Raw genomic sequence first — 20,983 nt, 5'->3', positions numbered from 1 at the left:
AAACTTTATAAGTCTCCCGTTGGGATTTTATAGCGCATATTAGACTCTATTCAAATCATCTGCTAAGAAAGAGTCAAATTTTATTAATCTTGGAAGATGTTTTTAATCGTCCGGATGGTGAAATTCTGATTTCTAAACTCAAATTCTTCTCCAACTTTTCGTCCTAACATCGCCTCGGCAAATTTAGATTGAAATGATAGAATATTTGTATCTGCATCTGCATCCCAAGGTCCTAAGATCGTATATGTCACCACATTTTTCTCAGGATCTTCCAATTCCACAATGCTTCCAACGCTAACTTGATTGAGATAGATATCGTCTTTCGTGATGATGCGTGCACGATTAAGTTGCTCGGACAAACGCTTTAGCTCCCCTTGAAGACGAGAACGCTTCTCTAAGGCAAACTTATATTCAGAATTTTCACGCAAGTCTCCCAAGGAACGCGCAGCTTCAATTTCACGCGCATTTTCCACAACTTCCGTTGTTCCAATCTGCCGAATTCTTTCCTGTGTTTGTAGGTATCCTTCTTCCGTCGTCCAAATCGTATTCTGATCGTTTTTTGTATCCTTACTTTGTCTAGCTGCGCCTAAAGTTGGATGAACGACAGTCGCAAGAGAAGCTAAGATTTTTAGATCATGCTCAGTAAAGGTCTGACATTTGGAGGCCAGCAACAGAAACTCTTTTACAAATTCTTTGCTCATCCCTTCAATGAGGGCTCGGATGACTGCATAGCGTTTTTCGCTAATGAGATTGTACATCTTGCGAATCAGCTCGCGTTGTTGAGGGTCTCCCTCTAGTTTATGCATGAGGACGAGGAAGCCATCTAAGAAACGACCTTGACCTTCTTTGTCATTGTAAGGAATCCCATCTGCTTTTTTAACCACTTTTTGGAAATACCAAACAAACAATTCCGGATTTTTTTCAGGGTAGTGGAGCAAATCTTCCAACATATTGAGGAGTAGAGTTTTCGCTTCTTCATCTGCACAGATTTCTTTAATCAAATATTCACGTAAAGTGGATTGATCTGTTTTCGCAAACATTTCGAGGAAAATGTGTGACCAATCTGCGCGTGAGTGTCTCACAACCATCAACGCCCGTTTTTTAAATGGGGTAATGTCGACTTTTTGAATCAGTTCAAAAGGCTGATCGGATTGCACAATCAAAGCTTGAGCCATTCTACCATGTTCCGAAAGACCTAAGAAGGAATCAAGAAACAGATGCGCTTGAACTTCTTGCTCGGGGAGAAGATCTGATTTTGTCAGCAATCCTGTGATTTTTGCTTGCAGAGTTTTCTTGACTTCTTGATCTTTTAAAATATTTGGGAAATCACGCACAAACTGATAAGAGGTTTGCAGAAGGTCATTTGTGTCCGTTTGGTTATCGATCGCATTTTGCCATCTGTCTTCGTGCTTCAATGCTGTTTTGCGAAGCCTGAAGGGTTCTTTTATCCCTTCTGGAGATTCAATCATCGTGTCTTTTTTCACTTTTGCACGAGCCCCTTGCCACCACTTATTCCAATCTTTTTCAGGAATCACTAATTCGCACAATTCATCTTTAACTTCGGCTGCAGTTTTGGGCCCTAAATCTTTGAGAAGAAGTTGAACAACTGCTACTGGATCGTCTTTTGCTTCTTTTTCTAATTCGTCTGGATTTGCAAAACGGCGTGCTAAGAAGTGATCATCAGGAAGTGGAATGAGGGTTTTAAATGCATTCGCAAAGGAGAGATCTTTTCGGCCAGACACCCATTCGAATTCGAGAATGACCTGCTCTCTGACCAAAGAAACATCCATGATTTCCCCTGTGCCCCATCCGGCATTGTGGAAAACGACTTTCCCTTTCTTCATGTGGGCTAATAAATCATAGTTTGCGATGGCTCCTTGGAATTTATCTTTTTTGCGCAATCCAATTAAACGCATCCTTTCTTCAAATAAAGGATCATTTCCGTGATGTTTTTTGAGAATGTCGTGGGTAATTTCGGCTAAAAGAGGAGTGTTTGTCGTTTCTAAGTCAATCAGAAGTTTCAAAACCTCGTAAGAGTCTTTGGGATTTTCGATTTTTTCCCATGTCGGAAGTGCGCTTTCCACATACTCCCCAAATGGCTTAGCCAGATCTGATTTTTTGATCATGCTAAGTAATTGAAGAAGCTCTTCAACATCGACAACATCGCACGTGCAATACTCTTCCCAAAGTTGAAAAAATTTATTAAAATCTCTATTTTGAATTTGAGTGTGAAATTCTTCCAAATAGCCCATTGCCGTCATCCCTCGTTTGTCTAACATTTAAATAAAAAAACTAATTAGCCAGGATTACTCTACAACAATTGCTAGAATAAACCCTGCATTCAATCATCAGTTGAGTTTGCGCTATTAAATTTTTTTAGAATCAGTGGAGCACTTTGTCCCAACATAAGACGCTTTCAATTAGAGTTCTTAAGTAAGAGTTTATTCGAATTAAAATTATGATTGTTCCTGCACGAAAAAGTATAGCTTTTCATTTGATTTATTTCAATTCTTTGCATGTAAATGCATATAATTAACAATTCGAGCTTAAGCAAATACGTTATTATTGCTCTTGCAACCCCTCTCTCGGCACACTTCACTATCAGCCTTAAAGGATAATCTAAAAGGAAAATAAAAAAACAGGGCGATAAGAAGGTGATATATTGCAGATATATTTTTTTTTAATATTGATTAACCAACATGCACTCTTAGCTTTAGCGCGTCTTTTTTCCCCTTCTTGAGCTTTTTTTAATGGCGTGATAAAATGTTATTAGAAGCGTATGGTATTCTCATTTTTAAAAATTGAGCCTTTTTCTTTGTAATTGAGAGCTAAAATGGTAGAAGACCCACCACCTAATATTTTTGATTTTGCTGGTAAAAAAAAGAGCCCAAAGAAAAAAATCCATCCCGCATCGCATCACACACCCGCTCCACTTCAAGAAAAAAAGCCATCCGAAGATAAAGAAATAACTCAAATGCTTGATAGAATGAACTTTATGCGCCGAGATTTGGAAAAAAAACTCGAGGAAGTTTATTCAAAATCAGGCATGTCTCCTTATGAAATCGACGCTTTTTTGAACAATCCGAAAAATGTCGGAACCCCTCTCTGGGAAAAAATGCAAGAGCAAAGGAAGCAAGTCGCCGATCGGTTGCGATCGATGGCTGGAATTGAACAAAAAACAAGAAACGAAATCGAAAAGCACAAAGAAATTGAAATTGAAATCAAAAAAAGAAAAAGCAAGTTACTAGGAACACGTAAAAAGTGGATTCCAATTAAGTGATCTTATCTTTCGCCATTATTTACAATACATTAGGTTTCATATGATCAACCGAATCGATATTTTCATCCCCGCTCGTAGCCAATATGGCGTTTTGAATCAATTCACGACGGACTTCGCAGCGGCGCTTACTCGCCAAGGCGTTAACTGTCGTATTCTGAAAGCCGAGAGGGATAATCCCAGACCTTTTCTAGACCAAATATTTCAAGATCCACCCAATTGCACCCTTTCTTTTAATGGACTCTTACCAGATGAAGAGGGCCGTTTTTTTTGTGATCTGATTAACATCCCTCACGTGGCCTATCTTGTGGATGCTCCCACACTTTTTTTTTCTTTAGCCAATAGCCCCTTAACGATTATCACCTGTGTTGACCGACTGGGCAGCCAATTTTTTACTGAGCTCGAAAGTGCTCAGTCTTTTTTCCTTCCCCATGGAGTTGATCAAGACCTTAAAGATCTACATTTGGAAAAAAAGTACGAAGTTGTCATGTTCTCCTCTTGCATCGACTATGAAAAAATTCGAGAAAATTGGGAGCAACGTTTTTCCAAACCTTTGATCAACGCGCTGAATGAAGCGATAGACGTTTCACTGAATCAAGATGGGATCTCTTATATTCATGCATTTGTGCAAGCCGTGGATAAACAAGCTAAACAAGGCAATCCCATCCCCTCGCATGAAATTAACTTTGTCGAAGTTTTAGACATGCTAGAACGCTACATTCGGGGAAAAGACCGTGTGGAGCTAGTGCGCAACATTCGAGATGCCCAGGTCGATGTTTTTGGAGCCCCCGATGAATCCAAAAGTTGGAGCGACTACTTTAAAGATATGCCTAATGTTCGCTGCCATGATCCTGTTCCTTATCAAGAGGCCATTCAAATCATGCAGCAATCAAAAATTGTGCTAAGTAGCTGCGCCTGGATCAAAGACGGTCTGCATGAGCGCATTTTGGCTGGCACTCAATCGGGAGCTCTGGTTGTTTGCCAAGAAAACCCCTATCTTCTGGAAGAGTTTCCTCGGGATAAAAGTTTACTTTATTACCGACATGGCCAATGGGATGCGCTAAATGCTAGCATTTATCACTTCCTTAACAACGAAAACGAAAGACAAGATCGCGTGCAGCAAGGACAAAATATTGTCCAAAATGGGCATACCTGGGATCATCGCGCCAGACAGCTTCTTCGCGATTTAAATACTTACTTTTCATCTGAATAGGAATTGCATGATTGAAAAGATCGACGTTTTAATGCCCGAAAGCAGCCAATACCAAGTTTTGCATCATTTTTCACAAAAACTTTTTGAGGCGCTATGCCGAACAGGCCTAAGCTGCCGCTTATTAAAAGGGCTGGAAATCGAAGCAACGCTTTTGAGTGATCCACCAGATCTGACCATCTGTTTTAATGGAGCGCCACAAGATGCGGAAGGAATTTTTTTATGTGATATCATTCAAAAACCTCATCTTTCATATCTTGTGGATGTCCCCTATCACTACTATGAGCTTCTTCAAAGCCCCCATATGGCCATTGCATGTGTCGATGAATTTTATGGAGAACTCCTAGACTCGCTTCGTTTTCCCAATCATCTATTTCTGCCTCATGCTGTTGAGAGAGAAATTTTTGAAGACACCGAGCGAGAGAAAAGCTTTGAAGTTGTGATGCTAGCTTCTTTCATTGACTATAAAATTCGTATGCAAGACTGGAAGAAAAAATTTCCCACTTATGTTGTAAAAGCCATGCAATTTGCTGTCGAGCAAACCTTTGCAGATGCCTCCACCTCATTCATCGAAGCATTTCATGCTGAACTCAACCAGCAAATCAAGCAAATAACCCATTTCGATTTGCGCGCCATTCCTTACTTCACCATTTTCCGCGAAATTGAGTTGTGTATCAAAGGAAAGGGACGCATCGATCTTGTCAAAGCTCTTAAAGATTTACCTGTACATCTATTTTGTTCAGAGGAAGATCAAAGCTATTGGAAAAAAGCTTTGGGGAAAAAAACGCGAACCGTTTTTCATCCCCCAATTGACTATGCTTCTTCTTATGATTTGATGAAAGCAAGTCGCATTGTTTTAAATAGTAGTCCCCACATTAAAAGAGGGGCGCAAGAACGAATTTTTGGCGGCCTTGCTTGTGATGCTCTGGTTGTCACAGCTGAAAATGCTTACCTGAATAAAATATTCAGGAATAACGAGGATCTACTTCTCTATCAGCCAACAAAATTGGATCAATTACCTGAACAAGTCTCTTACTATCTTGAAAATGAAGAACAGCGCAGAACTGTGGCACAAAGTGGCAAACTAAAGGTCAAGCAAGCGCATACTTGGGATCATCGGGTAAAAACTTTAATGGATCAAATCAATTGATCAAAATGAAATGTTTTTTGTAATAAAAAAATATGGAAGACATTTATACAAAACAACGCCATTTAATGGTGGAACAGCAACTCATTCCTCGCGGCATTTATGATCCTCGCATTTTAAGAGCCATGAGAGAAGTTCCACGCCATGAATTTGTTCCCTCAAAATTTGTCCATTATGCTTATGAAGATGGCCCTTTAGCGATCGAAGAGGGGCAGACCATTAGCCAACCATATATCGTAGCTTTGATGATCCAAGCGGCTCAAGTGGATGAAAACTCCATTGTGTTGGAAATTGGAACAGGGTCAGGATATGCAGCGGCGGTATTGGGTAGCATCTGTCAAAATGTTTACACAATCGAAAGGCTTCCTCATCTAGCCCAAAAAGCACAAGAGCGGCTGCAACGTTTGCACTATTCAAATGTTCATGTAGAAATTGGGGATGGCTCTCTTGGATTACCAGATAAAGCGCCCTTTGACGCCATCATTACGACAGCAGGCAGCCCTATCATTCCCCCTTCATTGTGTCGTCAACTCAAAATGGGGGGACGCCTGGTTATTCCTGTCGGAAGTTCTTTTGATCAAGAGCTCATCCGCATCCGTGCCCTACCGGATCTCACCTTTTCAAAAGAAAATCTCGAGTATGTCCGCTTCGTCCCACTTATTGGAGAAGAAGGCTGGAAAGAGCGTCAGTGATTAAGAGAACACATCTCATTCTCATGAAATTTTTTACAGACGAGCGCTCCAAATGAAATGGAGGCCGGCACACGAAATTTTTCAAGTAAACGAGTAAAAAATGGGGAAGCTGTCTCTTTCTCACCCTTTTCAATCGCCACCGGAATAATTTGATAAGGAGTATCTTTTAAAATCTTCTGAATCGAGTAGGCTTGCTCTAATTTATACAATTCTTCACAAACGTTTTCATTTTCAACAAAGATACAAACAGAACTTCCGCGGTCGAGAGATTTTTTAATATCCGTTAAGCAATCTGCATTGTTTTCGAGAGGCTGGATTGATGGAATTTGGACAACACGCAAGAGATGGTAAAAACGCTTGAACCATTTTGTGTGGTCTTGTTCTTGCTCAATAAAAAAACGAATGCGGCGTCTTTGCGCTCCTAATAGGATTAATGTATCATTCCATGCCGTGTGTGTGCATACATAAATTGCAGGAGTTTTGGGGATATTTTCTACTCCGTTAAAACGAATTTTAAAGTGCAAACGCGATAAAATCATCGCAACAAATCTGCTGAGGTAATCAAAGAATTGGAATGTCACCGCAATAGTCACGATGAGAGAAATATTTCCAATGATCGTAAAGCCTTTGTCTGCTCCTAACCCAAAAACTTCTGCCAAAATGTAGAGAAGGCAGGAGGCACATAGCACCCCGAAAAAGCTTAAAAAGTTTGTTGCTGCTATGATTTGCCCTCGATATTTATTCGGACTTGCCACCTGTATATAGGAATCTAAAGGAATTTGGTACATCCCACCGAACATACCAAGTATCATCACTAATGGGATAATTGCGGCTAGGCGATCTGAAAAAAGATCCATCAAATAACAACTGAAAACAATACCAATTCCCGCTAAAGGAACTAATCCTAGTTCCACAATTTTTCCAGAAATTTTACCAGCTAATAAAGAACCGGTTCCAATTCCCATAGCTGTCAATAAAAAGAGGTATCCACCCTGAATATCCGTTAAATGAAGCGATTGTACTGCAAAAGGAATCATATTTAATTGCACGAATGCGCCTAAGAACAGGAAGAATGCGGAGCCCAAAATAGCGGCTAAAAGAGAAGGTTCATTTCGGGCAAATTTAAGAGTTTCATAAATCTCGTGTAAAAAGCGAATATTAAAGCGCTTGGAAGATCCGGCCGGAGGTGTATATTCAATACAAAAGCTAGTCAGCATGCCAGCAAAAGCAATTAAGGTACAAAAGATTGAAGCTGCGATGAAGTCACGTCCCGTAATATCTAACAAAAATGAGGCAGAAAATGTGCCTAAAATAATGGCCAAAAATGTAAAAGATGTCATCAATCCATTTGCCTTCGAAATCTTATCCGTTTCGACTAGCTCTGGTAAAATTCCATATTTAGAGGGACCAAAAATCGCACTTTGTGTGGCCAGCAAAAATAAGATGCAACAAGACCCCAATTTACTTTCATAGAGGAAGGCAAGAATCCCCAATCCCATGATCACTAATTCGAAAACTTTCGTTAAAACAATGATATTACGTTTGCTGAAACGATCGGCAAGAGTTCCTGAAGAGGCCGAAAACAAAAGAAACGGAAGCACGAAAATGGCTCCGGACATTGCTAAAATTTTATGACTGTTCTCAATACCTTCAAGCTGAATGAAAAAATAAACAATTAAAAGTTTGTAAATATTATCATTCAAGGCACCTAAAAATTGGGTAACATTTAAATACGTAAATGAGGAAACCCGACGGATCATGGGTTGATTCAAGCTCTTTTTATTGACTCGTTTAAGAGCTTTCACCATCCGGTTTTTCGCTTTTGCCATATGATTCTTTTGGTTGATTAATCTAAGTCGATCTGCTTTGATTTTTTATAGCCCTTTCGTTTTTATCATTCTTAGGCTATTTAACTTATTCAATGCAAATCTGTACTATTAAGAAGTATGTCGACTCTTATCTTTAGCTACAAGAGTTTTTTTTGGTGAATTAAACGCAAACATACAATGATTTAAATCACTAAGTTTGTAGCGATAAACACAGAAATACGTTAAACTTTCAACTATAAAAGTTATCATTATAACCCAAAAAGAAAAGAGTATGCTCTCCAAAATTCGGATCTTAGATGAACACACTATTAACAAAATTGCAGCTGGCGAGGTGATTGAAAATCCCGCATCTGTTGTGAAAGAAATTGTTGAAAACGCCATCGATGCAGGCTCCACCGAAATTTGCGTTGAAATTCAGGAAGGAGGTAGGCAACTCATTCGAATCTCCGATAATGGATGTGGGATGACACAAGATGATGCACTTTTATCTTTGGAAAGACATGCCACTTCGAAATTGCGAGAAGTGGAAGATATGGAGGCTTTGGCAACCATGGGCTTTCGAGGAGAGGCGATTCCTTCTATTGCAGCGATCTCCAAATTCATGTTGCTGACCTGCCCCGCTACTCCTGAATCTGGAAGCAACGATTCCAAAGGCACTCTCATTTTAGTTGAGGGAGGGAAAATTTTACGCTGCTGTCCAGCCGCCCGTTCACCTGGAACTACCGTGGAAATCAAATCTCTTTTTTTTAATGTCCCTGTGCGTAGAAAATTTCAAAAATCTCCCACTTACGATGCCAATGAAATCCTTAAAATTTTGACCATGCAAGCCCTGGCGCATCCCGATATCCAGTTTGAGTTGATCAGCAACCATGAAACATTGTTAAAAACACCTACCTCAAAACAACCAGCCTCATTTGCTGAAAAATTATCCGATCGCATTGGTTCTGTGTTAGGCCATGACCTAGCCCAGGAGATTTGCTTTATCGAAGGGGAAAAAGAGGGATGCAAAATAACGGGTTACATCGGGTTTCCTTCCGCGAGTCGTCCAAACCGCGCTTGTCAGTTTCTTTTTATCAATCAACGTACCGTCACAAGTCCTGCGATTTCTTTTGCAGTGCGGGAGGGCTATGGGACTGCACTCGCCACGAATCGACATCCCTTATTCATTTTGCATTTATCTCTTCCGGGAACTCTAGTCGACGTCAATGTTCATCCGCAAAAAAAAGAGGTACGCCTAAGGCAAGAAGCCATGATCAAAGAGTTAATTATCTCTGCAGTTCAAAAAGCCTTATATCCCCATGAAGTTGAGAGCACCCCCATTCATTTTGCAGAACCCCCTATTTTTACGCCTGCTTTCGACGAAAAGTCAGACTTTCAACCTTCCACTTCTTTTGGAAGTTTCGGTGGCCATTTTTTTGATCACTCTCTCTTGGAGGAATTGGCAAATCCGACACCCTATCCGCAAAGATCTTTTGATCCACCTAAAACACAAGAAGAATTCCAGCTGCCCGAACAGCTCCCCTTGCCTCCTCAAAAAAATGTCCCCCTTGTCCTTACCACCATCAAGGGATTTATTTTGACGCATTACACAAATGCATTTCCCATGACAAAACAGGAAGAGATTGGAATTGGCCTTATTGACCAACGCGCAGCACATTTTCGTATTTTATTTGAGCAGCTTCAGTCTGCCTCTCCCACTTTCTCTATCCAAACTCTTTTAATTCCTTACACGATAGAAACTACACCTTTGGAAGCTGCTCTTTTGAAAGAACACTTGATGGAGTTTAATGCGATGGGCATCCAAATCAAAGAATTTGGATCAACCACTTTCACAATCGATGGCATCCCTTCGCTTTTTGGAAATAGTGACATCACCTATTTTGTCGATGAGCTTATCAAGACTTTGGCAGAAATGAACCAATCTTCTGCCTTAAAAAAAGAAAAAGATAAGTGTCTCGCACAGATTGCGAGCAAGGCTGCTATTCGAAAAGAACACATCCTCTCTTTGCTAGAAGCTCAAAATCTTGTACGTCAACTTTGGGAGTGCCAATCTCCTTTATATTGCCCTTTTGGAAAACCGATTGCCATCCATCTGTCTCGTGAAGAAATTGCGAGACAATTTCAAAAATGCTAGTTAGGAAATGATTTTACGGAGCTTGATTATGCCAACACCCCCTAAAGATCTCTTAAAAAAATTGTTCTCTCAGCTTCCATGTGATGCCTTGCTGATTGAAGACGAAATCAATCTTTTGTATTTACTTGGATTTCCCATTTCAACCGGAACACTCCTTCTTCACCCGGAAAACAGCTATCTCATTGTCGATGGGCGCTACTATGAGCAATGCTTAAAGCTCAGCCCTTTTCCTGTTTTGCTGGCAAAAGACGAAGTCTTAGGTACTTTATTGAGCGACCTCCCCTCGATCAAAACACTCGGCTTTTCAAGCGATCAAACAAGTTATATGCGTTTTTTAAGTTTTAAAGATTTAGAGAAAAAAATTACCCATTCTCTCTCCCTCGTTCCAATTGATTCCCCTCTACGATCTTTGCGCATGATTAAAACCCCCGAAGAAATGGACTTACTACGGCGTGCAGCGATTTTAGGCTCGCAAGGATTTGATTATGTTTGCCGATTATTAAAAGAAGGGATCACTGAGGAAGAAATTGCCATTGAGCTTGAATTATTCTGGAAAAAGCATGGAGCGAAAGGCGTCGCTTTTGAGCCCATCATCGCGTTTGGCATGAACAGTTCCATGCCTCATTATCGAGCTGGGGCGCATCAACTTAAGAAGGGCCAACCCGTTTTAATTGATATTGGTGTGACGTATGCCCATTACCATTCCGACATGACGCGTACCCTCTTTTTTGGGCAACCCGCCCCACAGCTTGTTACCATCTACCACTGTGTTCTAGAGGCCCAAATAGCAGCTTTAGACCTCTGCCGCCCTGGGACCAAAGTTGGAGAACTCGACTTTGTAGCCAGAAGCCTGATTACACAAGCCGGCTATGGAGAAAATTTCACACATAGCTTAGGGCACGGCATTGGACTCGCTGTGCATGAATTTCCTATCCTCCGCAATAAGCCTCCTTTTGCAGAAGTCACTTTAGAACCCGGCATGGTCATCACGATCGAACCTGGAATTTATCTGCCTAATGTTGGGGGTGTCCGTATCGAAGATAGTGTGCTCATCACAGAAGATGGGTATGAGAATCTGACTAACCGCTCAAAAGAGATACAAATTTTATAATTTATGTTTAGTTTTCGACAAAAAATTTTAATTGCCTACATTATTGCGTTCTTAGTCTTTATTGCATTGCTTTATCCTTTTGTTTCTTCAACGGTCAAGAGAATCGTCATCAATGCGATGGAAGAACGTGCAACGGAACTGATTGCGCGGATCAAATCGGCCCCCGATAACGATGCTTTAGTGAGAAGATTGAAGTATCAAAAGTCCGCAATTTTTTTCCGTGTGAGTGTAATCTCTAATGACCATAAGGTGCTTTATGACTCACACACAAAACGATTGCTTGGACTACGCTTTAGCCAAGATTACGTAGTCTCTCATCCCGAAGTACTTGATGCGTTCAAAAATGGTTATGGATACAATGAAGAATATTCCAATCTCCTTTCTCAAAAATTTGTGTATATCGCGAAAGCCTTTGACTTTCATGGCAAAACTTATGTGGTTCGCACAGCATTCCCGTACTACTATGTCGCAGAACTCACACACGATTTCGAGTTAAATTTCTTAGGTCTTTCAACTGCTGTTCTTCTCCTGTTTAGTTTAATGACCTGGTTTATCATTAATTATTTAACAAAGCCTATTGAGGAAATTTTACGAGTTGTCAAACCTTTTCAGAATGGAGAAGAAACATCTGTTCCCGAAATCAGGTTGCGCTGGGCCAGTCGGACAGATGAATTTGGTCAATTAGCCTCCACGCTGAATGCATTGTCTTCAAAAATTAAAAATCACATTCACAATCTAACTTCTGAGCGGAAAGAAAAAGAAACCATTCTGGAGTCCCTCATTGAAGGCGTCATCGCTGTCGATACGAATATGATCGTCACCTATGCAAATAATCGAGCTTGTGAATGGTTAAAATTACCAGCTAATCAGCTGGTAGGAAACCCCTTTAGCATCACTAAACAATCGAAATGCTATGCTTTGCTTGCGGCTTGCCAGCAAGACAATCATCCTTTAACAGATAATATTCAGATTAAAACTCCCCAAGAAAAATTCTATCTAGATGTCATTGCAGCCCCAAAAACGGATAATACCGGTGCTATTTTGGTGCTTCAAGATAAGTCCTCTCACTATAAAATCTTGGAAATGCGCAAAGATTTTATTGCTAACGCTTCACACGAGCTCAAAACTCCGATCACCATTATTCATGGGTTTGCGGAGGCCTTAAATGACAATCCCGAACTCCCCTCGAATGTTAGAAAAGAGGTGCTAGGGAAAATTGTCCGCAATTGTCAAAGAATGGCAACGCTCATCAAGGACCTCCTAACGATCTCCGATATTGAACATATTCCCTCTTCTCATCTGGTGCAATGTGATCTTTTTCAATTAATTGAAAGCTGTGCAGGCACGATTAAAGATATGTCGCCTCAAGCCAAGATCACGCTCATTAAAACTGAAGATGTCACCGCGACAGTCGATGCCGATTTAATTGAAATGGCCATTATCAATCTGTTAGAGAATGCGGCTAAATATTCGAAAGGACCTGCTAAGATCACGATTACACTTGCAAAAGAGGACAATATGGCCAAGCTGACAATTTCTGATAAAGGGATCGGTATTCCTCAACAAGATCTTGAGCATATTTTCGAACGTTTTTACACAGTAGATAAAGCACACTCCCAAAAAATGGGGGGATCAGGCTTGGGACTATCGATTGTACACACGATTATTGAAAAACACTTTGGGAAAATTTCGGCTGAATCCGAATTGGACAAAGGCACCACCTTTACCATTTTTCTCCCTATTCAGAGAGATATTCAGGTAAAATAAGGGCTTGAGGATTGGGCTTTAGGGCTCAGAAAAATCCCTACTGTGAGAAGCACGACTAGATAAACAATCAGTGCTTCTCCAGAAAAATACCGCACGCGCAAAAAATAATCCATGGATGTAGGCATATTAAAAGTGAAATCCAACATCAAAGCCGTATACTCACTTGTTACCACATAAAACCCCTTCGCCGCATAAGGCCAGATCAAACCAATCCCCATGCTAATAACTAACAAAAACATGGCAATGCTGACCAAAAAAGGGAAAAAAAGATTGTAAAGAATGCTTAATAAAGGAAATTTGTGAAAATAAAAGAGTGTTAAAGGGAGCGCGATTAAATTCACGGACAGGCAAAGAGCTAAAGCGTCTCGAAACATGCTTAAAATCACATAACCATGCTGATCGGTGAGACGCATAAGGACAGCCTCTTTCAAGGGGCGCTTGGGCCAGATTTTTTCCAATAAGGTTGTCATGACAGGCATAAACAAAAGAATGGATGCTGTAGTAAGAATGCTAAACTGAAAGGCCAGGCTGCGGTAGCTGAGTGGATTAATCACGAGCATGACAATTAAAGCGACTCCAAGCGAATTAAGCCCAAAGGCTCTTTTATTTAACAAATAACCGCAAAGGCTAATTGAAATCGTGATCCACGCCCGCATAATTGAACATGCTGGACCTAAAAATACAAAATAGCCTGTCAATAATAGCAATAAAATGAGCGTTTGCACATTCTTTGAAAATCCCTGCCTCAGAAAAAATCCCAATATCGATGCAATAATCGCAAAATGAAACCCTGAAATTGCCATGATGTGCTGTAATCCAAAACGGGAAAACTCAAAGCTTAACTGACCATCATCAAACTCACCTGTCACAATACCAGCTAGAAAACGGGCACTTCTTTTTTCGGGAATATGTTTTAAAATGTAATCGAAAAGCTGCTGTTTCCACTGCAGCCGCAGCTCTGCCATGCTCCAAGTCTGAGACACTGGCGCCCAAACTTTTCCTTTTTTCAATTTTAAGATGTAATAACCTGGCCGCCATTCCTTTAAAATCCCCTCTACAAAATAAGAGCAAGTCGCGTCGAAATGTTCAGAATGAAACAGCGTATAAGGCACATGACACGCAACGGAATCTTGTCCGTCTAAAGGAACAAAGCTCTGAATCGTTCCCGTGTATTTCCAACTTTGGCCTTGAAAACTTTTAGCGGATTTAATGGAAGAAATGTCAATACAGGCAATTCCCTGAGTACCTTCAGCGGATACTTGCGGATATAAATAAAGTGAATGCGCATATAAATAAGCTGCTGCAATCACAGCAAGAGCAATAAGCAGCCGTTTTTTTAGCCGAGGGAAGAGTCCAAGTGGAGTTGTCACCACAGGAAACCAGATCACGCAAAAAGGCAAAAAAAGGACAGGGAGGCTAAAAAGAGCGGCTTGTATCCCCATTAACATGGCAAGACCGTAGAGCAAAGCGGGATGAAATCTCCAAAAAAGATCGTATGTTGCCGCTAATGGATGAAAAAATTGACTTATCAAAGGTGTTCGTTGCCACGCAATGAAGCGCGCAAGAACCAGCTCAGTCGCCCCGCGGCTATTCGCCCAACTGTAGCTCATATAGGCGTTTATTTGAGCGCAAATTTAGGGAAGAGGTCTCGTTATTTTTGGGACACGGCACATTGGCCACGTTTTTAGGAAGGGATTCTTTGTCAGAATAATAGGTTGATTTTTGAATACTTTTCATTTTGTGCACCTCAGAAGAACTGGCTTTCATAACGCTTGTTCTTTTTGCCTGCACGCGTAGAGCACTAAAAAGAGCTTGTAAAGCAAGGGTAAACTCTTCTTCTTTTGCAGAATGATCTAAAATGGATTGATCTTGCGTGACCAAGATTAAGTGCTGATAAGATACCACAAGGTGATTGCTTAACCAAACTTGTTTTGTCTGCCGATTTAGAGAAGCCACCTCACCTAATAAAGAACAGGCATCTGGAAAAATTTCATGGATTGCATGCTGAGTGACTCCTTCACGCGTCAATTCCATTAAAGCTTTATGCTTGAGTTCATATAAGAGAGGCTGTAAAACTTGGTGATTGCGGGCAATTAAAACAACTTCTAGAGAGAGGTATTGATCTTTTTCATTCGGAAAATTAAGGTCTTTGAATTCAATATTGACGGCAAATAATTTCCCAAATTCCATCTTTTCCTTCTTCCTCATTTGTGACAATAGCTCCCTACGCTTCTAGGAAACTATTTAAAAATAAGCAACCATAGCAAAAAAAATGTTAGTATTCCACCTTTTTTGCTATGGTGCAGAGAGGGCCATCAAAATGATGTTTATTACAAGAGACGAGAGGTAGGAATTTCCACCATTTCTATTGCTATTATCATTACAAATTTAATCAGCGACAGAAATTAGCTCGCTTTGCGACGGCTATTTTTCTTAGTCAAATAGCTTTCTTTATATAGATCAACATCATCAGAATGAATGACCCAAGCAGCTCCCTTACGATGCGCTTTTAAAATTCCAATACGTGTAGCATAGTAAATTTTTTGAGCTGGTACATTCAACATTTTCGCAACTTGGTTAACGGAGAAAAAGCCTCTGCCGTTATCAAACAATAATTCACCATTGAACATCGATTTTGTTCTGGAGTATTTTTGTTTGCGATAAGCTTCTAAATCGTCAAGATTAATAGTCCACCGAGTTGTCTCTTTTTGTGCTTTAAGCTTATTCAATTTAATTGCAACATAGATTGCTTGTCTTGTGACTTTATTTAATTTAGCTGCTTCTGTAATTGAAACGACTTTTTTTCCATTTTGATTTTTTTGACTTTCTTTATTTTTAGGCATTTTATACCTCCTACCCACAATAATATTTTTGTTATAAAAGACAATTTATCACTTTTAGAACCCACAATGACGCATAAAAACCCATCGGGATTCGATTTTTAAAACTTGGGACGATGCCGCATCATATCTTTAAGATCTAGCGATGTCCGTCTTAATGCGAACCATCCATTTTACATAAAAAGGAGTTTAATTCAAGCTTTTTTTTACAAATTTCTTAATATCAAAAAAGCCACTCTACCCTCTGAAAGGTTCGATCTTTTATTTTTGTAAAAATAAAAATCAAAGCGGTAAATAGATTAAAAAATATAGCAAAAAAAATCTAGCAGAAATTAACAAAAATTAATAATCCATCATTTTTTATTGAAATCCATCATCGTTCACATACAATTTAAATTCGATTTCAAATCACAACCAGATAAAGAAAACATTAAAATTCACGGCATAAAAGTTAGGCATTCAATTCCTTAATAAATCTTTCTACCAGGCACTAAAGCGAATGATTTCAGTGCATGCATTAAAAGAATCGCAGAAGAAATGAAATAATAATTGTAACAATAAAATATTTCTATTCTTTTAAGAGTTTATTAAGAAATTGTTAAATAAAGAAATTGACGAAAGAAAGAGAAGAGACAATTAGCCTCTTCTCATAAATAGATCGAATTAATAAGGAAGGTTCGCTTTTGATTGCTCTTCTGTATATTTGCCATATTGAAAAAATGGAGCAAAATGGTCTTCCTTCCACATGTTGGGAACAATCATCTGAACGTTTCCCAGCCCAAATGTACAGGTTCCCAACAATAACACACCAAACCCTCTTAAGGCGTTTAAAGCACCGTGAATCATGTGTTCAGCGCCAAACATAGTCACCTTTTTAAATGTTTTTTGTCCTTTTTCATCATCTGCCAACGCCGAAATTAAAAGGCCAACTCCACCCACAGCAGCACAACCCAGACCAAATACGACTTGTCCATAAGCGGCTTTCACACGCAAGGCAGACGATAACATCCCAACAATTGGCACACATTCGGCCACATTCAAAAATTTCTCGACTTGCGTACATCCGTGGTTAATATTTCTAATACTTAGCATATCTCTCCTTGTCCCAATAACTGAGAATTATCATTAATAAAAAAACTAGTGCTCTGTTTTCAAGGCATCGAGCTTATAACAATTCACATTATTAAAAAAGCATTCGCCGGGATAAACGATCTATTATATGTATTAAAGATAATCGACAGTCCGTCTTTTTTCTGTGAATTCTCCATATTTAAAGAATGGAGTAAACATCTCATCTTTGGCCATGTTTGGAGCAAGCATCACCACGTTACCTATTCCAGAAGTACATGCGGAAATGAACACAACGGTCGCACCTCTGATCATATTTAAAGCCCCATGCAGAGTATGCTCAGCACCGAATCTTCCTACAGCCTCAAATTTTCTTTTCGCTTCTTGATCGCGCAAACAATTGGAAGCAAAAATACCAATGCCCGCAACAACCATGCAAACAAGCCCGGCAACAGCTTGCATTGCCCCAAGCTTAGTACGAACTGCAGAAGTGAATCCTCCAACAATAGGAACGCACTCCAAAATGTTAAAACCTGTCTCTAAACTATTACATGCACTACTAAAACGATCTACATTCATGTTATATCCCTATGGTTTTGTAAAAAATACAATTAAGCCCGGAATATGTTTTTGTTTATTTAAGGATTTGTTAAGAATTGATTAATTATGAAAAAAGTGAAAAAAAGGAAATAACCAAATTTTTTTAGCTATTTCCAGAGAGAAAACATCTTTAGACAATCGGATTAAAAAGCTCTGGATTAAAGGAAGACGAAGAATCTGTAAATGAGCCATAAACAAAGACAGGATTGAATTTCTCTTCCTTCACCAGGTTTGGAATCAACATAAACACATTACCCATTCCAAAAGAACATCCAGAAAGGACTAAAACTGTATAACCTCGTAAAATATTTAAAGCGCCATGCAATAAATATTCCGTTCCTACATGAATAACAAAGGTATACCTCTTCTTAGATTCTTCATTTTTATAAAAGTACATAGAACCAAGAAGACCGATTCCCCCCACCACTAAAGTGATAACAGCAGCAAGCTCCTGCAAGCATCCCGCTTGAATTCGAATTGTTGAGGAAAGAATTCCCACAACCGGCACACATTCAAGAACATTTAACGCATTTTCGGTTGCCCAGCAAACCTGATTAATATTTTGTACATTTAACATCATCCACCTTAATTTAAAACATTAACAAAAAAAACAAATGCCACTTTATTTATTAACAATAAATAAGATCAGTCCATTATAATCATTTATTCTTAACCGAATTGGGCAAGGGAGAATTGCCAAAAAAATCAATTCAAGCTATCGAATGTTTCATTGGGAAGAAAATGTCCTAACACTTACTATCTAAAATAACTGACATAGAAACCGATGATTCCTCTCCCGAGGAAAGCGAACATTCCTTAATCATGAATAATCAAATGAGAGTCTACATGAGAATTTCACAAGTATTCCGATTTACCTATGTGCTTCTTCTTTTTTGCACAATTTCTATTCAGGCAAAACTCCCCGAAATAACGCCTGAAATTGCCCATGCAAAACTAGAAGAAATCATGAAGTCTCATGCTTCTCATCATCAACTTACTCCAGTTTTAATCAAACGAGTTTTAGCTAACTACATGGAAGAATTGGACCCCACAAAAACCTATTTTATTGAATCTGATATTTCAGCATGGATGCACCCTTCAGACGCCCAAGCCGAGCAAATCTTGGTAGATTATCAAAATCGCAATTTTAGTGTATTTGAACAAATTCAAAAAACAATGACCGATGCCATTCATCGCCGCCGGCTTTTAGATCAAAAGGTTGACACTCAAAATCTTCCAACACACGTCAACCCTGAAGAATTTAAAGATATGAAATGGGTAAAAAATGAAGACGAACTTCTGACCCGTTTATCTCGCATTAAAGCCCTTCAAATTGAGAGCGCAGCCAAGCTAACAAACGAGTTAAAAGAAAAGTCTTTGCAGAGAATCAAAAAACGACAGGAAAAATACGAAGAAGAAATTCTAAATTCCAATCCTGAAGAACTTAAAAAGCGCGTTTTAACCACCTTTTTAAAAGCAAGTGCCTCCGCATTGGATTCACACACGGCGTACTTTACACCCGACGAAGCTACCGAATTTATGATCAATGTGCAGCAGCGGCTTTTAGGGATCGGCGCACAGTTAAGAGATGACTTAAATGGCTTTACGGTGGTTAAAATCATTGAAGGGGGGCCGGCCTCCCTTGGAAAAGAACTAAAAGCTAAAGACCGGATCATCGCGGTCGATGGAGAACCTGTCGTTGGAATGGATATCACAAATGCCGTAGAACTTATTCGCGGACACGAAGGGACGCCCGTCATCTTGACCGTGATTCGAGAAAGCAATGATAACGGCCACCCTATGGAACAGAAATTGGATATCCCCATTTTACGTGGCGAAGTGGTTTTGAAAGAAACACGCTATGAAGCTTCGCACGATCCTTTTGGAAATGGCGTGATTGGATATCTCAGACTTTACTCTTTCTATCAAGACCCTGATAGTGCCTCTGCCACCGATCTTGAAAATGAAATCAAAAAAATGAAGAAAGATCATAAGCTTCAAGGAATTATTCTAGATCTCCGCTATAATTCCGGGGGTATGCTTTCCCAAGCCGTGAATGTAACGGGCCTATTTATCACCAAAGGCGTGGTCGTCACGATTAAGGATAGCGCAGGAAAAGTTCAGCATTTGCGAAACTTAGAGACAAAAACAACTTGGGATGGCCCTCTGATTGTCTTGACCAATCGCGCCAGTGCTTCAGCCTCTGAAATTGTCGCCCAAACTTTACAAGATTATGGACGAGCCATTGTCGTAGGAGATGACCACAGCTATGGTAAAGGGTCTTTTCAAACCTTTACCCTAAATTCAAACGCAGTAGATTCTGTGAATCCTCAGGGAGAATACAAAGTTACACGGGGCCGTTATTACACTGTTTCAGGAAAAACGCCGCAACTAAATGGTGTTTATGCCGACATCGTTGTACCTGGTGCTTTATCCGAATCTGAAATCGGGGAAAAATTTGCTAAATTCCCTCTTGAGAGCGATCAAATCAAAGAAAATTTTGATGACGATTTAGCAGACATCCCTTTTGCTCAGCGTGCTAAAATTCGGATGCTCTACAAGTTTGACCTTCAACCAAAATTAAACATCTATAATAAATACTTAGAAACTCTTAAGACAAATTCGGCCTACCGCATTGAGCACAACAAGAATTTTCAAGCTTTTTTGAAAGATCTAAAGAAAAAAGAAAAAGAAAAGGACTCGATCCCGAACGAAGAAGAAGAAGAAAGCTCATTTGGACAAAACGACTTGCAGCTCACTGAGACGTACAACATCATGAAAGATTTAATTTTAATCATGACAAATAAACCATGATGGCCGCCCATGTTTTCCTTGAATTCTAAGTAGACGTTATTATAATACTTATTCTTAATAACCTGTGGTTTCAGCTTTTTTCTTCGAAGCCCAGGTTAATAAGTTGAACTATTAAGGAAAAATTTATTATGTCAGTACGCGTCCGCATCGCGCCCTCCCCGACAGGCGATCCTCACGTCGGGACAGCTTATATGGCTCTCTTTAACATGATTTTTGCTCGTCATCATAAAGGGAAGTTCATTTTACGAATCGAAGACACCGACCAAAGTCGCAGCCGCCCAGAGTATGAACAAAACATCTACAAGGCGTTGAAGTGGAGCCAAATTGAATGGGATGAAGGCCCAGATATTGGTGGCAACTACGGCCCCTACAGACAATCTGAACGACTTCCTATGTATAAAGAAGAATGTGAGCATCTCCTCGCACGAGATGGTGCCTACAAATGCTTTTGCACAGCTGAAGAACTCTCCGAGATGCGTGAACTTCTCGCTAAA

Annotated in this window: 17 protein-coding genes; 9 read left to right on the top strand and 8 right to left on the bottom strand. The window is 39.8% G+C overall.

All coding sequences use genetic code 11. The features are described 5' to 3' along the window. Positions 1-83: 83 nt before the first annotated feature. The gene (locus tag AB7E63_RS01640; protein ID WP_036745875.1) at positions 84-2,252 is read right to left on the bottom strand and encodes a GreA/GreB family elongation factor; all 2,169 of its coding nucleotides are present in this window, start codon (positions 2,250-2,252) and stop codon (positions 84-86) included. Between the two features lie 581 nt (positions 2,253-2,833). Here AB7E63_RS01640 and AB7E63_RS01635 point away from each other — a divergent pair. Genes AB7E63_RS01635 through AB7E63_RS01620 form a run of 4 tightly spaced genes read left to right on the top strand, consistent with a single transcriptional unit; the run spans position 2,834 to position 6,326 of the window. Further along, positions 2,834-3,280, top strand: a complete 447-nt coding sequence (locus AB7E63_RS01635; protein ID WP_039378337.1) for a hypothetical protein — start codon at positions 2,834-2,836, stop codon at positions 3,278-3,280. 40 nt (positions 3,281-3,320) lie between these two features. Beyond that, on the top strand, positions 3,321-4,490 hold the full coding sequence (locus AB7E63_RS01630; RefSeq protein WP_006340226.1) for a glycosyltransferase: 1,170 nt from the start codon (positions 3,321-3,323) through the stop codon (positions 4,488-4,490). A gap of 7 nt (positions 4,491-4,497) precedes the next feature. Then, on the top strand, positions 4,498-5,637 hold the full coding sequence (locus tag AB7E63_RS01625) for a glycosyltransferase (RefSeq protein ID WP_006340225.1): 1,140 nt from the start codon (positions 4,498-4,500) through the stop codon (positions 5,635-5,637). Between the two features lie 32 nt (positions 5,638-5,669). Further along, positions 5,670-6,326: a protein-L-isoaspartate(D-aspartate) O-methyltransferase gene (locus AB7E63_RS01620; protein WP_006340224.1), complete on the top strand. Its 657-nt coding sequence runs from the start codon at positions 5,670-5,672 to the stop codon at positions 6,324-6,326. Here AB7E63_RS01620 and AB7E63_RS01615 read toward each other — a convergent pair. After that, a complete protein-coding gene (locus AB7E63_RS01615) occupies positions 6,320-8,155 on the bottom strand; it encodes an MFS transporter (protein WP_428418509.1) in 1,836 nt (611 codons plus the stop codon). The two genes, AB7E63_RS01620 and AB7E63_RS01615, sit on opposite strands and share 7 nt — an antisense overlap. Before the next feature lie 271 nt (positions 8,156-8,426). On the opposite strand from AB7E63_RS01615, the gene mutL reads away from it, so the two are divergent. From mutL to AB7E63_RS01600, 3 genes are read left to right on the top strand one after another with little or no spacing between them, the layout of a single operon-like run. After that, on the top strand, positions 8,427-10,289 hold the full coding sequence (mutL, locus tag AB7E63_RS01610) for a DNA mismatch repair endonuclease MutL (protein WP_059360260.1): 1,863 nt from the start codon (positions 8,427-8,429) through the stop codon (positions 10,287-10,289). Between the two features lie 28 nt (positions 10,290-10,317). Further along, positions 10,318-11,400 (top strand): M24 family metallopeptidase, encoded by a 1,083-nt coding sequence (locus tag AB7E63_RS01605; RefSeq protein WP_006340220.1) that lies wholly within the window; start codon positions 10,318-10,320, stop codon positions 11,398-11,400. Between the two features lie 3 nt (positions 11,401-11,403). Further along, positions 11,404-13,167: an ATP-binding protein gene (locus AB7E63_RS01600; RefSeq protein WP_006340219.1), complete on the top strand. Its 1,764-nt coding sequence runs from the start codon at positions 11,404-11,406 to the stop codon at positions 13,165-13,167. Here AB7E63_RS01600 and AB7E63_RS01595 read toward each other — a convergent pair. The 6 genes from AB7E63_RS01595 to AB7E63_RS01570 all read right to left on the bottom strand — a co-directional run bounded on the left by AB7E63_RS01595 (position 13,155) and on the right by AB7E63_RS01570 (position 18,252). Continuing rightward, the gene (locus tag AB7E63_RS01595) at positions 13,155-14,777 is read right to left on the bottom strand and encodes a ComEC/Rec2 family competence protein (RefSeq protein WP_039378325.1); all 1,623 of its coding nucleotides are present in this window, start codon (positions 14,775-14,777) and stop codon (positions 13,155-13,157) included. The two genes, AB7E63_RS01600 and AB7E63_RS01595, sit on opposite strands and share 13 nt — an antisense overlap. Beyond that, positions 14,755-15,357, bottom strand: a complete 603-nt coding sequence (locus AB7E63_RS01590; protein WP_006340217.1) for a hypothetical protein — start codon at positions 15,355-15,357, stop codon at positions 14,755-14,757. Before AB7E63_RS01590 ends, AB7E63_RS01595 begins: the two co-directional genes overlap by 23 nt. 215 nt (positions 15,358-15,572) lie before the next feature. Continuing rightward, complete coding sequence (locus AB7E63_RS01585; protein ID WP_013924299.1) at positions 15,573-16,010, bottom strand: helix-turn-helix domain-containing protein; 438 nt, start codon at positions 16,008-16,010, stop codon at positions 15,573-15,575. A 660-nt stretch (positions 16,011-16,670) separates the two neighbouring features. Then, positions 16,671-17,099, bottom strand: a complete 429-nt coding sequence (locus AB7E63_RS01580) for a hypothetical protein (RefSeq protein ID WP_039378320.1) — start codon at positions 17,097-17,099, stop codon at positions 16,671-16,673. A 132-nt stretch (positions 17,100-17,231) separates the two neighbouring features. Further along, on the bottom strand, positions 17,232-17,654 hold the full coding sequence (locus AB7E63_RS01575) for a hypothetical protein (RefSeq protein ID WP_039378315.1): 423 nt from the start codon (positions 17,652-17,654) through the stop codon (positions 17,232-17,234). A gap of 151 nt (positions 17,655-17,805) precedes the next feature. Continuing rightward, positions 17,806-18,252 carry a hypothetical protein gene (locus tag AB7E63_RS01570; protein WP_013924296.1) on the bottom strand — a complete coding sequence of 149 codons (447 nt, stop codon included), beginning with the start codon at positions 18,250-18,252 and terminating at the stop codon, positions 17,806-17,808. A gap of 269 nt (positions 18,253-18,521) precedes the next feature. Here AB7E63_RS01570 and AB7E63_RS01565 point away from each other — a divergent pair, with 269 nt between their 5' ends. Together AB7E63_RS01565 and AB7E63_RS01560 are read left to right on the top strand one after the other, a co-directional pair. Beyond that, a complete protein-coding gene (locus AB7E63_RS01565) occupies positions 18,522-20,489 on the top strand; it encodes a S41 family peptidase (RefSeq protein WP_013924295.1) in 1,968 nt (655 codons plus the stop codon). Positions 20,490-20,617: 128 nt separating this feature from the next. After that, positions 20,618-20,983: glutamate--tRNA ligase family protein (locus AB7E63_RS01560; RefSeq protein ID WP_428418503.1), on the top strand; the 366-nt coding region annotated here is incomplete at its 3' end.

Origin of the sequence: Parachlamydia sp. (genome assembly GCF_050255895.1) — a bacterium.
GTDB lineage: Bacteria > Chlamydiota > Chlamydiia > Chlamydiales > Parachlamydiaceae > Parachlamydia > Parachlamydia acanthamoebae.
The sequence above is the reverse complement of the archived record's forward strand: the minus strand, read 5'-3'. Positions and strand labels throughout refer to the sequence as shown.

Coding starts and splice junctions, on each gene's coding strand:
- AB7E63_RS01640 (WP_036745875.1), bottom strand. CDS start 2,252: ATGGGCTATTTGGAAGAATTTCACACTCAAATTCAAAATAGAGATTTT.
- AB7E63_RS01635 (WP_039378337.1), top strand. CDS start 2,834: ATGGTAGAAGACCCACCACCTAATATTTTTGATTTTGCTGGTAAAAAA.
- AB7E63_RS01630 (WP_006340226.1), top strand. CDS start 3,321: ATGATCAACCGAATCGATATTTTCATCCCCGCTCGTAGCCAATATGGC.
- AB7E63_RS01625 (WP_006340225.1), top strand. CDS start 4,498: ATGATTGAAAAGATCGACGTTTTAATGCCCGAAAGCAGCCAATACCAA.
- AB7E63_RS01620 (WP_006340224.1), top strand. CDS start 5,670: ATGGAAGACATTTATACAAAACAACGCCATTTAATGGTGGAACAGCAA.
- AB7E63_RS01615 (WP_428418509.1), bottom strand. CDS start 8,155: ATGGCAAAAGCGAAAAACCGGATGGTGAAAGCTCTTAAACGAGTCAAT.
- mutL (WP_059360260.1), top strand. CDS start 8,427: ATGCTCTCCAAAATTCGGATCTTAGATGAACACACTATTAACAAAATT.
- AB7E63_RS01605 (WP_006340220.1), top strand. CDS start 10,318: ATGCCAACACCCCCTAAAGATCTCTTAAAAAAATTGTTCTCTCAGCTT.
- AB7E63_RS01600 (WP_006340219.1), top strand. CDS start 11,404: ATGTTTAGTTTTCGACAAAAAATTTTAATTGCCTACATTATTGCGTTC.
- AB7E63_RS01595 (WP_039378325.1), bottom strand. CDS start 14,777: ATGAGCTACAGTTGGGCGAATAGCCGCGGGGCGACTGAGCTGGTTCTT.
- AB7E63_RS01590 (WP_006340217.1), bottom strand. CDS start 15,357: ATGGAATTTGGGAAATTATTTGCCGTCAATATTGAATTCAAAGACCTT.
- AB7E63_RS01585 (WP_013924299.1), bottom strand. CDS start 16,010: ATGCCTAAAAATAAAGAAAGTCAAAAAAATCAAAATGGAAAAAAAGTC.
- AB7E63_RS01580 (WP_039378320.1), bottom strand. CDS start 17,099: ATGCTAAGTATTAGAAATATTAACCACGGATGTACGCAAGTCGAGAAA.
- AB7E63_RS01575 (WP_039378315.1), bottom strand. CDS start 17,654: ATGAATGTAGATCGTTTTAGTAGTGCATGTAATAGTTTAGAGACAGGT.
- AB7E63_RS01570 (WP_013924296.1), bottom strand. CDS start 18,252: ATGTTAAATGTACAAAATATTAATCAGGTTTGCTGGGCAACCGAAAAT.
- AB7E63_RS01565 (WP_013924295.1), top strand. CDS start 18,522: ATGAGAATTTCACAAGTATTCCGATTTACCTATGTGCTTCTTCTTTTT.